Raw genomic sequence first — 15,044 nt, forward strand, 5'->3', positions numbered from 1 at the left:
CCGCCCTGCACCTGCCCAATTTCAGGGCCAGAACCACATCCGGACGGGACGGAGCGTGGCGACTTGAAGACATTGGCGGTCATCGCCCTGAAGGGGGGCTCGGGCAAGACCACGGTGGCGACCCACTTCGCCCTGGGCGCCCATCTGCGCGGCGTCGACACCTTGCTGGTCGACATAGATCCCCAGCATTCCGCCGCCGACATCCTCAGCGCCCGAGAGGCGCCGGGCCCCGCCTATGTCACCTCCACTGGCCGCAATGTGCTCGCCGCCCAGTTCGGCGCGCTGTCCCAGCGCAAGGATCTGATGATCATCGACACCCCGGCCGGGGCGGTCGAGGCGGTGAGCGAGGCTGTGGTCCTCGCCGACCTCGCGGTCCTAATCGTCCGCCCGACGCTGATCGATCTTTCCGGTCTCGCCCGCTCGCTGATGCTGGTCCGCCGCCTGGGCAAACCGTCGGTCGTGGTGGTCAACCAGGCCCCGCCCGCCCGTGAGACTGTCGAAGCTCCGCTCGTGAAGCGGGCGCTCAAGGGCCTGGACTACATGCAGGCCGCCGTCGCCCCGGTGATCGTTCGTTCGCGCTCGGTCTATCAGACGGCGCTCGAACGCGGCCGCTCCGCCGAGGAGATGAGCGACCGGGCCGCCGCCGCTGAGATCGCCGCTCTTTGGGACTTCGTCGACGCCACCTTGGCCGCGCCCACGCAGGACGCAGCCACCGGCTAGTGGCCGCCCTCGACCCAGGGCACGCCTGCGGCCGTGAACGCCTCCGCCAGGGCCGCCTCCAGCTCCAGCGCCTCCCAGGGTCGCATCGGATTCAGATGCTCCACCAGATCGGGCAGCAGCCGCACCCCGAACCGCCGGGCCGGTCCGCTGGCCTTGTAGCCGGCCTTATGCTGGTCGAAGCGCAGGTCCGGGTCGCGTGAGGTCTGGCCGACATAGACGCCCCACGGCTCGGATCGCCGCGGATCGTGCAACAGGATCACATAGACCGACTGCTTGGCGCCCGACGCGCGGAACGTCGTCGCCCGCAGGCTGAGCGCCGCGCGCCGCGCCTTGCCCATCCAGGCCGGTTGGGATTGCTGTCGCAACATCACCGGCAAGGTAGAGGCTCGCCCCGTGCTCCGCCACCGGAGCGAGCCCTCCGTTCTAGAAGCGGCGGCGTACACTCAGGCGCCAGTTGCGCGGTTCGCCGGGGGTGATCCGGTCAAGGCAGCAGGCGTCGGGGAAGTAGCGCTCGTCGGTGATGTTGTTGATGTTCAGCTGCGCCTTCCATTCCCCGAACGGATAGGACAGGCCGAAGTCCAGCAGCGTGTACGACGGCAACGTGTAGAGCACGCTTTCGTAGAAGTGCTTGTCGCTGTTGTAGAGCAGCCCCAGGCTGATCCCCAGCTGGTCGAACAGCCCGCCCTGCACTGTGTATTTGCCCCAGAGGTTCAGGGCGTGCTCAGGGAAGTTGGCCAGCGGCAGCCCGACGGGCAGGTTGTTGTCTTGGGTCACCTCGGCCTTGGTGTAGGCATAGGCCGCCGTCACCTCGAGCGCCACGTTCGGCCGCCACGATCCCTCGACCTCTACGCCGCGGCTTCGCTGCTCGCCGGTCACCACGAAGAAGAACGGATTGGCCGGGTCCTCGGTGGCGACGTTCTGTCGGGTCAGCTGGTAGATGGAGGCCATGCCTGCCAGCGTGCCGTCCTCGGTCTGCACCTTGACGCCGCCTTCGATGTTCTCGCCCGTCTCGGGCGGCAGCAGTGAGCCGTCGACCGCCGTCTGCCAGCTGGGCGTTGGGGTGAACGATTTCGAGTAGGCGAAGTAGAGCGACGCTCCCGGCGTGAACCCCCAGGTCAGACCGGCATGCGGGCTGAACTTGCTGTCTTCCTGATCGCCGGACTTGGCGGTGTCCCAACGCCCGCCGAAGGTCAGGGCCACGCCGTTACCCAGAGTGACGTGGTCGTGCAGGTAGAAGCCGAGCTGGCTGGTCTTGCCCGATCCCGAATAGGGGCTCGTGGGATCGCTGACGAACGGCGCGTCAAAATCGGGGTTCAGGATGTCGAGCGGGTTGTCGGCCGGATTGAAATTGCTCAGACCGCCGCTGTGCTCCTCGCGGGTGCGGCGGTAGTCGATCCCGGCCAGCACCTTGTGCCCGATAGAGCCGGTGGCGAAGTCCCAGGTCAGTCGGCTGTCGGCCCCGAAGTCCTTGTCGTGCTGCGAGAAGTCGCCGTACAGGTAACGCCCCAGGATGTGGCCCTGCTGCACGCCGTTCACGACGTTGTCGTCGAGGAAGCCGGCGACGAACATCCAGCGGTCCCAATAGGTCTCGCGATCCTCGTAGCGGACGGTCTGTTCGAACCGCAGGCTGTCGCTGAAACGGTGCTCGAAGACGTAGCCGATCTGCTTGGCGTTGGTGTTGTTGACGACCTCTTCGTCGCCGCGATTGTTGATCGAGAACGACAGGGGCAATTCGCCGAAGGCGGCGGGAAGAATGGTCCCCCAGGCGCTCACGGGCGACCATGGGCTGTCGTAATCACGCTGATAGCGGCCCAGCAGCGTCAGGCGGGTGTCTTCGCCAATCCTCCAGGTCACCGCCGGGGCGATGTAGATCCGCTGGGAGTGGGCGTAGTCCACGAAGTCGTCGCTGTCTCGATACACGAGGTTGAGCCGCCCCAGCAGCGCGCCGTCGCCCAGCAGCGGGCTGTTCGCGTCGATGGTCGTCTCCAGCAGGCCGTACGATCCCGTCGCGACCCCGACCTCCAGGAAGCGGTCGGCCTGCGGCCGCTTGCTAACCAGGTTGATCACGCCGCCCAGCGGCGAGGCGCCGAATAGGGCCGAGGCCGGCCCCTTGATCACCTCGACCTGATTGAGGCCGGCCATCTCGTTGACCGCGCCGGCGACGCTGGCCGTCGTCAGGCCGTCCAGGAAAATGCTGCCATAGGCCGCGTCATAGCCGCGGATCTGATAGGAGTCGTAATATCCGTAGGTGCTGGATCGGCTGACGCCCGCCACGTTGCGCAGCGCGTCGGCCAGACGTGTCACCCCCTGCTCCTGCATGCGTTCGGCGGTAATCACCGACACCGCCTGTGGAACCTCCAGCAACGGCGTGTCCGATTTGATGGCCAGAGGCTCGCCGATCCGGGCCCCCGTGACCACGACGCCTTCGACATCGCTCGCCGTGCTCGCTTCGTCGGACCACGCCGGGCCGGCAGCTGCAATCAATGCGGCTCCAGCCGCCCCCGCAAACCAGAACTGCTTCACAACGCTTTTCCCCACGCGCTATTGCGATTAATTCGCAGTCGCTATAGGGCGCACCACTGAGTTTTGCAATTGACTTGCAAGAGCGAGTTGCTGACCGTGACTGAACGTCGACAGGAAGGACCCCCATGCTGAAGATCACCACCCTCGCGCTGAGCAGCGCCCTGCTGCTGGGCAGCGCCGCGCACGCCCACGAGGTTTGGCTGGAACGCGACGGCGCGGGTCCGGCCCGCGTCTACCTTGGCGAACCCGCCGAGCCGGCGCCGCCCAATGGCGATCCGGAGTTCCCGAAGCTGAAGGCGCCGGTCGTCTTCACGACCGATAGCGCCGCGCCCGCCGCGCTGACCCGCAAGGCCGACCATATCGAAGCGGCGATCAAGACCCCGGGCGACGTCCGCGCTCAGGACAGCAACGTCTTCGACCCCTGGACGGGCGAAGGCGACAAGCTGGAAGGGGCGGCCTACTACGCCCGCGCCGGCCGCACCGAGACCGCCACCAAGCTGGATCTCGAAATCGCCCCTGTCGCTGCGGGCAGCGACACCTTCGTGGTCGTCTGGAAGGGCCAGCCGCTCGCCGACGCCTCAGTCAACATCGTCAACCCGGACCGTTGGCAGAAGTCCTTCAAGACCGATGCTTCCGGCAAGGTCGCCGTGCCGACGACCTTGAGCGGCCGCTACCTGCTCGCAGTCAGCCATCCCGTCGAGGGCGAGGCCACCGTGGCCGGCAAGGCCGTCACCAAGGTCTACCACACCTCGACCCTGACCTTTGTGAAGTAACCCGCCGTCCCCGGGGTCCCGCATGGGACGCCGGGGACGGTCCGAAATGCTAGTATTGGAGTACCGTGTGCCTGAACTACGGGGGCGTGGCCTGATCATCGCGGCGGTCGCCGCGACGTGCGTCGCAGCCGGCGGTGGGTATTTCGCCTGGAAGACCCTCGGGGCGTCCGCCGAAGCTGAGTCAGGACCGCAACCGGTTCCTGTCCGCGTCGCCGAGGCCGCCGTACGTCCGCTGGCGATCCATGTGAAGGCCCTCGGCTCCGTCGCCCCGCTGAACACCGTCAACGTCCGCAGCCAGGTGGCCGGCGAACTGACCCATGTGAGCTTCGCCGAAGGCCAGATGGTCCAGCGTGGCCAACTTCTCGCGCGCATCGACCCGCGTCCCTTCGAAGCCCAGGTCGCCGAGGCGCATGGCCAGAGCCGCCAGAACGAAGCCCAGCTGCGTTACGCCCAGCAGCAGCTGCAGATCTATCGCGGCCTCGCCGACAAGCAGATCGTCGCCCAGACGAGGCTCGATCAGCAGCTGGCCCTGGTGGAACAGCACGGCGGCGCCGTCGCCGCCGACCGCGGCCGCTTGGCCAACGCCCGTATTCAGCTCGACCGCACCCGGATCACCGCCCCCATCGCCGGCCGCATCGGGCTGCGCCGCGCCGATCCGGGCAACATCCTCTCGGACGGCGCCGACGAGATCATCGCCGTCATCACCCAGACCCGGCCAATATCGGTGCTGTTCTCCGCCCCGGAAGCCCGGTTGCCTGAGATCCGCAACGCGCTGGCCAAGGGCGGCGGCCTGGAGGTCAGCCTCTGGGACCGCGCCGAGCGCGCCGAGCTCGCCCGCGGCAAGCTCTCGACCCTGGACAACCAGATCGACCCGCAAACCGGCGCCGTGCGCCTGCGCGCCACCTTCGCCAATGATGACGAGAGCCTGTTCCCGAACCAGTTCGTGAACGTCCGGCTGACGGTCGGGAGGCTCGACAACGCCGTCACCGCCCCTGATGCGGCCATTCAGCAAGGCTCTACCGGCCCCTATGCCTGGGTCGTCGACAAGACCGGAGCCGCGCGCCTGCGCAAGCTGACGACCGGTCCCTCCAGCGAGGGCGTCACCGCCGTCCATTCCGGCCTGGCCGCCGGCGACCGCGTGGTGATCGAGGGCCTCGACCGTCTGAGCGAGGGCCGCAAGGTCCAGATCATCGCCCAGCCCGACGCGCAGGCCGTCCCCGCCAAGTCATGAACCCCTCGCGGATCTTTATCCTGCGGCCGGTCGCCACCGGTCTGCTGATGGCTGCGCTGCTGCTGGCCGGGCTGATCGCTTATCGCCTGCTGCCAGTCGCCGCCCTGCCCCAGGCCGACTATCCGGTCATCCAGGTGTTCACTTTCCAGCCGGGCGCCAGCGCCAAGGTCACCGCCGACACCATCACCGCCCCGCTGGAGCGGCGCCTCGGCCAGATCCCCGGACTGGAGCAGATTTCCTCGTCCAGTTCGGGCGGGGCCTCGATGATCACCCTGCAGTTCTCGCTCGAGCTGCCGATGAGCATCGCCGAGCAGGAGGTGCAGGCCGCCATCGCCTCGGCCTCGGGCCTGCTGCCCGACGGCCTGCCGACGCCGCCGATCTATCGCAAGGTCAATCCCGCCGACGCGCCGATCCTGACGCTCGCCGTGACCTCCCAGGCCACGCCCCTGCACCAGGTCCACGACATGGTGGACACGCGCATCGCCCAGAAACTGTCTCAGGTCTCCGGGGTCGGCCACATCGCCCTGGCCGGCGGCCAGCGCCCAGCCGTGCGCATCCAGGCCAATCCCCGCGCGCTCGCGGCCCACGGCCTCACCTTCGACGACATCCGCACCGCCGTCGCCGCCGGCAGCGTCAACCAGCCCAAGGGCGGCTTCGACGGCCCGCACCGCTCGGTGATGATGGACGCCAACGACCAGCTGCGGTCGATCGAGGACTACCGCGCCCTGATCCTGGCCTGGCGCGAAGGCGCGCCGATCCGGCTCGATCAGGTCGCCGAGGTGGTGGACGGGGTTGAGGACCGCCGCCTGGCCGCCTGGTCCGGTCCCGCGCCCGCCGTCCTCGTCAACATCCAGCGCCAGCCCGGCGCCAACGTCATCGGCGTGGTCGACCGCGTTCGCGATCTGCTGCCCGAGCTGACCGCCACCCTGCCCGCCGACGTCAAGGTCGAGGTCCTCAGCGACCGCACCCGCGCCATCCGCTCATCGATCACCCACGTGCAGATCGAGCTGCTGTTCGCCGTCGGCCTCGTGGTCGCCGTGACCTTCCTGTTCCTGCGCAGCGCCCGGGCCACGATCATCCCAGCCGTGGTCGTGCCGCTGTCGCTGATCGGCACGTTCGGGGCCATGCACCTGCTTGGCTACAGCGTGAACAACCTCACCTTGATGGCTCTGACCATCGCAGCCGGCTTCGTGGTCGACGACGCCATCGTCATGCTCGAGAACATCGCTCGCTATCTGGAGAAGGGCGAAGCGCCGCTGCAGGCCGCGCTGAAGGGCGCCAAGGAGATCGGCTTCACCCTGGTCTCCCTGACCATCTCCCTGATCGCCGTGCTGATCCCGCTGCTGTTCATGGGCGAGGTTGTCGGCCGGCTGTTCCGCGAGTTCGCCGTCACCCTGGCGGTGGCGATCCTGATCTCGCTGGTCGTCTCCCTGACGCTGACGCCGGCCATGTGCGCGCGGATGCTGCGTCCGCACGGCGCTCAGGCCCCCGGCATCCTCGACGGCGTCATCGCCGGCTATGGCCGCGCCCTCGACTGGGTGCTGGAACGCCGGACGCTGTTCCTGGGCGTGACCGCAGCCACCATCGCCCTGACAGCCGCACTCTACGCCGTCGCGCCGAAGGGCTTCTTCCCGGTCCAGGACGGCGGCGCGATCCAGGTCGTCACCCGCGCCGCGCCTGACGTGTCGTTCCAGAAGATGGCGCGCCAGCAGCAGGCCGCGGTCCAGGCCATCCTCGAAGATCCCGCCGTCGAAAGCGTCTCCTCGTTCATCGGCGTCGACGGCCAGAACGCCACGCCCAACGCCGGCCGCATGCAGATCAACCTGCATCCGCACGGCCGGCGCCCGCCGGTCGCCCAGGTGATCGCGGACCTCGAACGACGCACCGCCGGCCTGCCTGGCCTGCGCCTCTATATGCAGCCGACCCAGGAACTGAACGTCGACGACCAGGTCGCCCGCAGCCAGTACCGCTTCAGCCTCTCCAGCCCTGACGGCGCACGTCTCGCCGACTGGACCGGCCGCCTGGTCGAGGCGCTGTCCGCCGCGCCGCAGCTGCGCAACGTCTCCAGCGACCTGGAGCCCGGAGGCCTCGGCGCGCGCATCGTCATCGACCGCCAGGCCGCCGCCCGTCTCGGCGTGACCGCCGCCGACGTCGACTCCGCGCTCTACAGCGCCTTCGGCCAGCGCCAGATCGCCACCCTGTTCACCCAGGCCAACCAGTACCGCGTGGTGCTGGAGGTCGCGCCCGACCAGCAGTTCGGCCCGCAGACCCTGGAGCATGTTCACCTGAAAGCGGCCGGCGGCGGCCTCGTGCCGCTATCCAGCTTCGCCAGCGTCGAGCTCGAGCCGACCGCGCTCTCCCACGCGCGCCTTGGCCAGTTCCCGGCCACGACCGTCGCCTTCGACCTCGCGCCCGGCGTAGCGCTTGGGGAGGCCGCCTCCGCCATCGACGCGGCAGCAAAGGAGATCGGCCTGCCGGCCTCGGTGGAGCTGAAATTCCAGGGCGCGGCGCGGGCCTTCGACGCTTCGCTCTCCGGAACGCTGTGGCTGATCATCGCTGCGGTGGTGGTGATGTATATCGTCCTGGGCGTGCTCTACGAGAGCCTGATCCACCCGGTCACCATCCTCTCGACCCTGCCGTCCGCGGCCATCGGCGCGCTCCTGGCCCTGCTGCTGGCGGGCCGCCCGCTCGACCTGATCGCGGTGATCGGGATCATCCTGCTGATCGGGCTGGTCAAGAAGAACGGCATCATGATGGTCGACTTCGCGCTCGCCGCCGAGCGGGAGGAAGGCCTCACCCCGCGCGAGGCGATCCATCGCGCCGCCCTCCAGCGGTTCCGGCCGATCCTGATGACCACCCTGGCGGCCCTCGTCGGGGCGCTGCCGCTGATGTTCGCCACCGGCCCAGGCGCCGAGCTGCGCCAGCCTCTGGGCCTGGTCATGGTCGGAGGTCTGGCGGTCAGCCAGGTGCTGACCCTGTTCACGACGCCGGTCATCTACCTCGCCTTCGACTCGCTCGCGCGCCGCCGTCGCCGAGCGCCGATCCTGGCCGCCGAGACGCCGTGAAGCGTCCGTTCAACCCGGCCGAGACGTTCCTGCGGCGTCCGGTGGCCGCGCTGCTGCTGGCCCTGGCGCTGGTGCTCGCGGGCGCCGGCGCCTACCAGGTCCTGCCGACCGCGCCCCTGCCCGAAGTCGACGTGCCGGTCATCGTCGTCGAGGCGAGTCTGCCCGGCGCCAATCCGCGCACCATGGCCGCCGCCGTCGCCACGCCGCTGGAACGGGCGATGGGCTCGATCGCCGGGATCACCGCCCTCGACTCCACCAGCGGCCAGGGCTCGACCTCGATCGAGCTGACCTTCGAGCTCGACCGCGACATCAACGACGCCGCCCGCGAGGTCCAGGCCGCGATCAACGCCTCGCGCCCGATGCTTCCCGCCGGCATGCCGAGCGAACCGACCTATCGCAAGGTGAACCCTTCCCAGGCGCCGATTATGGTGCTGGCCCTGGCCTCGCCGAACCTGCCGCCCGGCGAACTCTACGACGCGGCCGCCACCATCCTGGCGCAGAAGCTCTCCCAGGCCCCCGGCGTCGGCGAGGTCAGCGTCGGCGGCGCCGCCCTGCCCGCCGTGCGCGTGCAGATGAACCCCCACGCCCTCAACAGCTACGGCCTGGCGCTGGACGAGGTGCGCAAGGCGATTGACGCCGCCAATCCGTCCGGTCCGGTCGGCAGCGTCGAGAACGGCGACCGGTTCTGGACCATCGTCTCCAGCGGCCAGCTGCGGACCCCGGCCGACTATGCCGGCCTGGTGGTCGCTTGGCGCAACGACGCCCCGATCCGCCTGGGCGACGTCGCCCAGATCGTGGACGCCACCGAAAACCGCTACAGCCTGGGCTTCCACAACGACAAGCCGGCGGTTCTGGTCACCATCCGCCGCCAGCCGGGGGCGAACATCCTGGCGACGACCCAGGCGATCCACGACTCGCTGCCGGGCCTGCGCGAGCTGATGCCCGCGGACTCAAGCCTGACCGTTGTGCTGGACCGCAGCCCGGGCGTGCGCGCCACCTTGGCCGAGGCCCAGAAGACGCTGCTGATCTCCATCGTCCTCGTTGTGGCGGTGACGGCGCTCTTCCTAGGCCGCCTGCGCGCGGCCCTTGTGCCCAGCCTTGCCGTACCGGTGACGCTGATCGGCGCCTTCGCGGCCATGGCGCTGATGGGCTTCTCGCTGAACAATCTGTCGGTCACGGCGCTCATCATCGCGGCGGGGCTGGTGGTCGACGACGCCATCGTCGTGCTCGAGAACATCACCCGCCACATGGACCAGGGTCTGTCGCCGCTGCGCGCGGCCAGGCGCGGCGCCGCAGAGGTCGGGTTCACCCTGATCGCCATGAACATCGCCCTGGTGGTCGTGTTCGTCGCCATCCTGTTCATGGGCGGCGTCGTCGAGAAGCTGTTCCGCGAGTTCTCGCTGACCCTGGCGGCCACTGTCGTCCTCTCGCTGATCGTCTCCCTCACCCTGACCCCGACGCTCTGCGCGCGCCTGGCGTCGAGCGCCAAGGACCGTCCGCCCGCGGGCCCCCACCGCGCGCTCGAAGCCCTGCGCGACGCCTATGGCCGCTCCCTCGACCGGACGCTGCGCCATCCGCTCGCCGCCGTCGGCGTGCTGGCGCTGGCGACCACCCTGACGGTCGCGCTCTACATCTGGATTCCCAAGGGCATGCTGCCCGAACAGGACACCGGCCAGGTCAGCGGCTTTGCGCGCGGCGACGACGGCATCTCGTTCGCCGTGATGCAGCCGAAGATCGAAGCCTATCGCCGCCTGCTGCTGGCCGAGCCGGCGGTGGCCGACGTCGTCGGCTCGGCCGGCGGCGACAACGGCATCAACAACTCCTCGCTGATGATCCGCCTCAAGCCGGTCTCCGAGCGCGGCGAAACTTCGCAGCAGGTAATCGACCGCCTTCGCGCGGCGACGCCGAAGATTCCCGGCGGCGCCCTCTGGCTCAACCTCGACCAGGACATCGAGTTGGAGGCGCCCAGCCAGACCGGCGAGTTCGAAGTCGTCCTGCGCGCCGACGACCTTCACCAGCTCAACCAATGGACTCCGAAGATCTCCCGCGCCCTCGCCGCAGTCCCTGAACTGACCGACGTCGAGGAGGTCAGCGAAACCGGCAACCTGCAGGTCAATCTCGACATCGACCGCGACGCCGCCGCACGTCTCGGCGTCGACGTCGAAACCGTCACCTCGGTGCTCAACAACGCCTTCAGCCAGCGCCAGGTCGCCACCCTCTACGACGCCCTCAACCAGTATCGCGTCATCCTGGAGCTGGAGCCCGACCAGACGCGCGGTCCCGAGGCGCTGGAGATGGTCCACGTCATCGCCGCCGACGGCCGCAAGGTCCCGCTGTCGGCCTTCACGACCTGGAACTACAGCGTCAACTCCGACTGGGTCTGGCGCGAGCAGCTGTTCGCCGCCCGCTCGCTCGGCTTCTCCCTCGCCCCTGACGTCACCCCCCGACAGGCTGAGCGGGCCATTAGGCAGGCCATGGCCGCGGCCTTCGTCCCCAACGACATCCAGGTCCGCATCGGCGGCGGCATGGATCTGACCAACAAGACCCTGGCCAACCAGCCTCTGCTGATCGGCGGGGTCATCATCGCCGTCTACATCGTGCTGGGCGTGCTTTACGAGAGCCTGCGCCACCCGCTGACCATCCTCTCGACCCTGCCGCCGGCCGGGCTCGGGGCGCTGTTGGCCCTGGCCGCGACCGGCAAGCCGCTGACCCTGCTGGCCTTGCTCGGCCTCTTCCTGCTGGTCGGCATGGTGATGAAGAACGCCATCCTGATGGTCGACTTCGCCTTGCGGGAACAGCGCCGCAACGGCCTGGCCCCAGCCCAGGCCATCGGCGCCGCGGCCCGGACCCGCCTGCGCCCGATCCTGATGACAAATTGCGCCGCGATCCTCGGCGCCCTGCCGCTCGCGCTCGGCGCCGGCGAGGGCTCGGAGATGCGCACCCCGCTGGGCGTCACCATCATCGGCGGCCTGCTGATCAGCCAGCTGCTGACGCTCTACATCGTCCCGGCGGTCTATGTTTGCCTGGAGGGTCGCGGCCTGCGTCGCGCCGCCATCCCGGCGGAGGCCGCGGTCGCCCTGCCCTGATCTCCCTACACGCTCAGCGCCACGGTCCCGCCCGAGCGCTTACGCCACATCATGTAAGGCAGCCCCAGCAGGGCCGAGAGGATCAGGTAGAGCAGCACCACGGCGACGACCGCCTTTTCACCCGGGAAGTTCAGCGCCGCGAGCGACATCGCGATACCCGGATGGCGGGACGACGAGGCCAGCGCCAACACCGTCCGGTCGTCAGGATCGGGGCCGCCCAACAATTGTCCCACGACCAGGCCGATGACGATGAAGACGGCCAGGGCGGCCAGTGTGCCGCCGCCGATCTGGGCGATGACTGGCCGCCAGGTCTGAAAGAGGATCGGGACCGCCGCCGTCAGCAGCAAAAGGCTGCCGACCCGCGCGAACGCCGGTTGAATCCAGGCCGCAAACCGGGGCGCCAGTCGCGCAAGCACCGCGCCGGCGGCCAGCGGCGCCAGGATCATCGTGCCGACGACTCCAGCGAGGTGGCTGATCCCGGCCTGCAAGGGCATGTGATAGCTGCTGCTCAAGAAGTGCATCGCCAGGGGTATCCAGACCAGCGCGAAAATCGACGCCGCCACCAGCAGCCCGATGGAATACGAAGCGTCGCCCCCGGCCTTCGCCTGCTTGCCGGGCAGCAGCGGTGGGATCGGCGCCAGCGCCAGGGCCACCAGCACGATCTCGACAGGTCGCGGAAGGTCGAAGAGCCTTGTGATGGCGACCGCCGCCGCCAGCATCACCACGAACATCGACAAGAACGACAGCGCCAGTTTGCCAGGGGTCTGCGCCAACGAAATCACATCGTGCAGCCTGGCCGTCAGCCCCAGGGCGAACACCATGGTGATGATGCTGGCCTTGAGCACGAGCGGCACGAGTTCGGCGAGCGACATCTTATGGCCTAGCCTCTTGTGGCCGTCTCACGGCGATGATTGGCGGACAGCCAACCACCCCCGACCGATCAAGACCATTGGCGCGAACCCTGACGATCCTAGGAGTTTCTCCTGATGAGCAGGCCTGGGCTTTCGCCACGACCTCGCATACTCAGAAGGCGCCGCCAGCCGAGGGAGATCGCCGCGCCATGACCGACGCCACCAATCTCCGCGGCATGCGCCGTCTCGACGGCGGCGCGTTCGTCATGGGCTCCGACGTCTTCTATCCGGAGGAGCGTCCGGCTCGACCGGTCAGCGTCGATCCGTTCTGGATCGACCAGGCGCCGGTGACCAACCGCCAGTTCGCCGCCTTCATCCGCGCCACGGGTCATCGGACCCTGGCCGAGATCGCCCCCGATCCGAAGGACTATCCCGGCATGCCGCCGGACATGGCCCGCGCAGGGTCCCTGGTCTTCCGCCCGACGGCCGAACCTGTCTGGCTCGGCGATCACAATCAGTGGTGGGAGTTCAAGTTCGGAGCCTTCTGGCGCCGGCCGCTGGGCCGGCCCGGCCCGATGGCGCTCGACGATCACCCCGTCGTTCACGTCGCCTACGAGGACGCCCAGGCCTACGCCGACTGGGCCGGCAAATCCCTGCCCACAGAGGCCGAATGGGAGTTCGCCGCCCGTGGCGGGTCGGCGACCGAGTTCGCCTGGGGCGATGAACTGGCCCCCGGCGGCGCCATGCTCGCCAACTACTTCCAGGGCGAATTCCCCTGGCGCAATCTCCAGCTCGACGGCTGGGAGCGCACGTCTCCGGTCGGCAGCTTCCCGCCCAACGGCTTTGGCCTCTCCGACATGATCGGCAATGTCTGGGAGTGGACAAGCGACTGGTACGCGGACGCCGGCGCCCTCGCCAGTCCCTGCTGCGCGCCGTCCAACCCCAAGGGCGGGGTCCTGGAACAGAGCTACGACCCGGCCACGCCGCAGGTCAGTATCCCCCGCAAGGTGATCAAAGGCGGCTCGCACCTCTGCGCCGAATCCTACTGCCAGCGCTATCGCCCGGCCGCTCGCCACCCGCAGGCCATCGACTCCTCGACCAGCCACATCGGCTTCCGCTGCGTCGTCCGCGCCGCCTAGTTGGACGCCACCCAGGCCGCGCAAGCGTCCAGGATTTCGGCCATCACCTCGGGATCCTTGCGCCCGCTCTTGGCCGGCGCGTGGAACGAGTGATCCGCGAATTGCGCCAAGGTCAGGCTGGCTCGCGGACCAAGACCCGTCACGGTCTCTTGCAGCAGGTCCAACCGGGCGAACTCGTCGTTCGTCCCCTGCAGAAACAGCATCGGGACCTTCACGTCCGCCAGGTGCGCGCCCCGTTCGACACCTAGCTTGCCGGGCGGATGCAGGGGGAAGGCGAAGAAAACCAGGCCGCGAACGCCCGGCAGCGCCCGCTCGGCCTGGGCCTGCGACGTCATCCGTCCGCCGAACGAGCGGCCGCCGGCGAACAGCGGCAGGTCCGGCGCCAGGTCGGCCGCCTTGGCGACCGCCGCCCGCACCGTCTCGTGCGCCAGCGCCGGCGAGTCCGGCCGCTTCGAGCCGCGCTCCATATAGAGGAAGTTGTAGCGCAGGGTCGCGATCCCCCGCTCCCCCAGGCCCTCGGCGGTGGCGGTCATCGCCTTGTGCGCCATGCCGGCTCCCGCCCCATGCGCCAGCACAAGCACGGCCTTCGCGCCGGTCGGCCGGTTCCAGAGCCCCGAGACAGCGCGCTCGGCGTCCAGTGGGATGACGACAGGTTCCACGGCTACAACCATTTCGACCGCTTGAAGCGAACATAGAGGACCATGCAGATGGCCACGATGGCGACCACGACGATCAGATAGCCGTAACGCCACTTCAGTTCCGGCATGACTTCGAAGTTCATGCCGTAGATGCCGGCGATGGCCGTCGGCACCGCCAGGATCGCCGCCCAGGCCGCCAGCCGCCGGGTGATTGCGCCTTGCCGCTGCTGTTCCATGAGGCTGCTGGCCTCGAAAACCGACGAGAGCACATCCCGTAGGGACTCCACCAGCGAAGCCACCCGCCGCACATGGTCGGAGACATCGCGGAAGTACGGCCGCACATCCAGGTCGACGCAGGGCAGCTCATGATGCTCCAGCCGGCTCGCGACCTCCTCCATCGGGCCCAGCACCCGCTTGAACCGCATCAGCTCGCGGCGCAGTCCGAAGATCCGCAGCACTTCCGCGCGGCTGAGGAACGCATCGAGCGCGTAGCGCTCCATCGCCAGGACCTCTTCCTCGATCGCATCGACGATGGGGAAATAGCCGTCGACGATGAAGTCGAGCACCGCATGCAGGATGTAGTCGACGCCATGCCTCAACTGGGCTGGGGTCGCCTCTAGGTGCTCGCGCAGTTCAAGGTGCGCCCGCGCCGAGCCGTGGCGGACCGTGATGATGTGGCTTTGGCCGACGAAGATGTCGGTCTCGCCGTAGCCGATCTTCTCGCCCTCCAGGTGCGCGGTCCGCGCCACCACGAAAAGCTGATCGCCATAGACATCGACCTTCGGCAGCTGGTCGGACTTCAGTGCATCCTCGACGGCCAGCGGGTGCAGGTCGAAGCGCCGCCTCAGGATATCGAGCTCGTCCTCGGTCGGCTCGAACAGGCCGATCCAGGCGAATTGTCCCGGCTCGAATTGCAGGCTGTCGGGATCGTGCAGGTCGATCGCTCGCACCCGCCGGCCCTCGCCATAGACATAGGCGGCAATGACGCTCATCGGGGCTCACCACGGACAACGGGAAT

The 15,044-nt window shown here is 68.7% G+C and carries 11 protein-coding genes; 6 read left to right on the forward strand and 5 right to left on the reverse strand.

The window, feature by feature from the left end:
• The first annotated feature begins 63 nt into the window (after nt 1-63).
• Nucleotides 64-720, forward strand: coding sequence for an AAA family ATPase (locus ASC79_RS02735; RefSeq protein WP_162244250.1), 657 nt, complete (start codon nt 64-66; stop codon nt 718-720).
• On the opposite strand, the gene ASC79_RS02740 is transcribed toward ASC79_RS02735, so the two are convergent.
• Nucleotides 717-1,097, reverse strand: coding sequence for a hypothetical protein (locus ASC79_RS02740; RefSeq protein ID WP_156378308.1), 381 nt, complete (start codon nt 1,095-1,097; stop codon nt 717-719). The two genes, ASC79_RS02735 and ASC79_RS02740, sit on opposite strands and share 4 nt — an antisense overlap.
• A gap of 46 nt (nt 1,098-1,143) precedes the next feature.
• Nucleotides 1,144-3,243, reverse strand: coding sequence for a TonB-dependent siderophore receptor (locus ASC79_RS02745; RefSeq protein WP_056019315.1), 2,100 nt, complete (start codon nt 3,241-3,243; stop codon nt 1,144-1,146).
• Between the two features lie 125 nt (nt 3,244-3,368).
• On the opposite strand from ASC79_RS02745, the gene ASC79_RS02750 reads away from it, so the two are divergent.
• From ASC79_RS02750 to ASC79_RS02765, 4 genes are all read left to right on the forward strand, one after another.
• On the forward strand, nt 3,369-4,016 hold the full coding sequence (locus ASC79_RS02750) for a DUF4198 domain-containing protein (RefSeq protein WP_056019318.1): 648 nt from the start codon (nt 3,369-3,371) through the stop codon (nt 4,014-4,016).
• Nucleotides 4,017-4,083: 67 nt separating this feature from the next.
• Entirely contained in the window at nt 4,084-5,247 is a 1,164-nt protein-coding gene (locus tag ASC79_RS02755; RefSeq protein WP_200937068.1) for an efflux RND transporter periplasmic adaptor subunit, read from the forward strand.
• Nucleotides 5,244-8,312, forward strand: coding sequence for an efflux RND transporter permease subunit (locus tag ASC79_RS02760; protein WP_056019321.1), 3,069 nt, complete (start codon nt 5,244-5,246; stop codon nt 8,310-8,312). The genes ASC79_RS02755 and ASC79_RS02760 overlap by 4 nt, the downstream gene beginning before the upstream one ends.
• Nucleotides 8,309-11,398, forward strand: a complete 3,090-nt coding sequence (locus ASC79_RS02765; RefSeq protein ID WP_156378309.1) for an efflux RND transporter permease subunit — start codon at nt 8,309-8,311, stop codon at nt 11,396-11,398. The genes ASC79_RS02760 and ASC79_RS02765 overlap by 4 nt, the downstream gene beginning before the upstream one ends.
• Nucleotides 11,399-11,403: 5 nt before the next feature.
• On the opposite strand, the gene ASC79_RS02770 is transcribed toward ASC79_RS02765, so the two are convergent.
• Nucleotides 11,404-12,270, reverse strand: a complete 867-nt coding sequence (locus ASC79_RS02770; protein ID WP_056019323.1) for a bile acid:sodium symporter family protein — start codon at nt 12,268-12,270, stop codon at nt 11,404-11,406.
• A 188-nt stretch (nt 12,271-12,458) separates the two neighbouring features.
• Between ASC79_RS02770 and ASC79_RS02775 the strand changes: the two genes are divergently transcribed.
• Complete coding sequence (locus ASC79_RS02775; RefSeq protein WP_200937069.1) at nt 12,459-13,388, forward strand: formylglycine-generating enzyme family protein; 930 nt, start codon at nt 12,459-12,461, stop codon at nt 13,386-13,388.
• Here ASC79_RS02775 and ASC79_RS02780 read toward each other — a convergent pair.
• Entirely contained in the window at nt 13,385-14,059 is a 675-nt protein-coding gene (locus ASC79_RS02780; protein WP_056019326.1) for an alpha/beta family hydrolase, read from the reverse strand. The two genes, ASC79_RS02775 and ASC79_RS02780, sit on opposite strands and share 4 nt — an antisense overlap.
• A complete protein-coding gene (gene corA / locus ASC79_RS02785; RefSeq protein WP_056019329.1) occupies nt 14,050-15,018 on the reverse strand; it encodes a magnesium/cobalt transporter CorA in 969 nt (322 codons plus the stop codon). The genes ASC79_RS02780 and corA overlap by 10 nt, the downstream gene beginning before the upstream one ends.
• Nucleotides 15,019-15,044 lie beyond the last annotated feature (26 nt).

It is taken from the genome of Phenylobacterium sp. Root1290 (assembly GCF_001425305.1).
Taxonomy (GTDB): Bacteria; Pseudomonadota; Alphaproteobacteria; order Caulobacterales; family Caulobacteraceae; genus Phenylobacterium.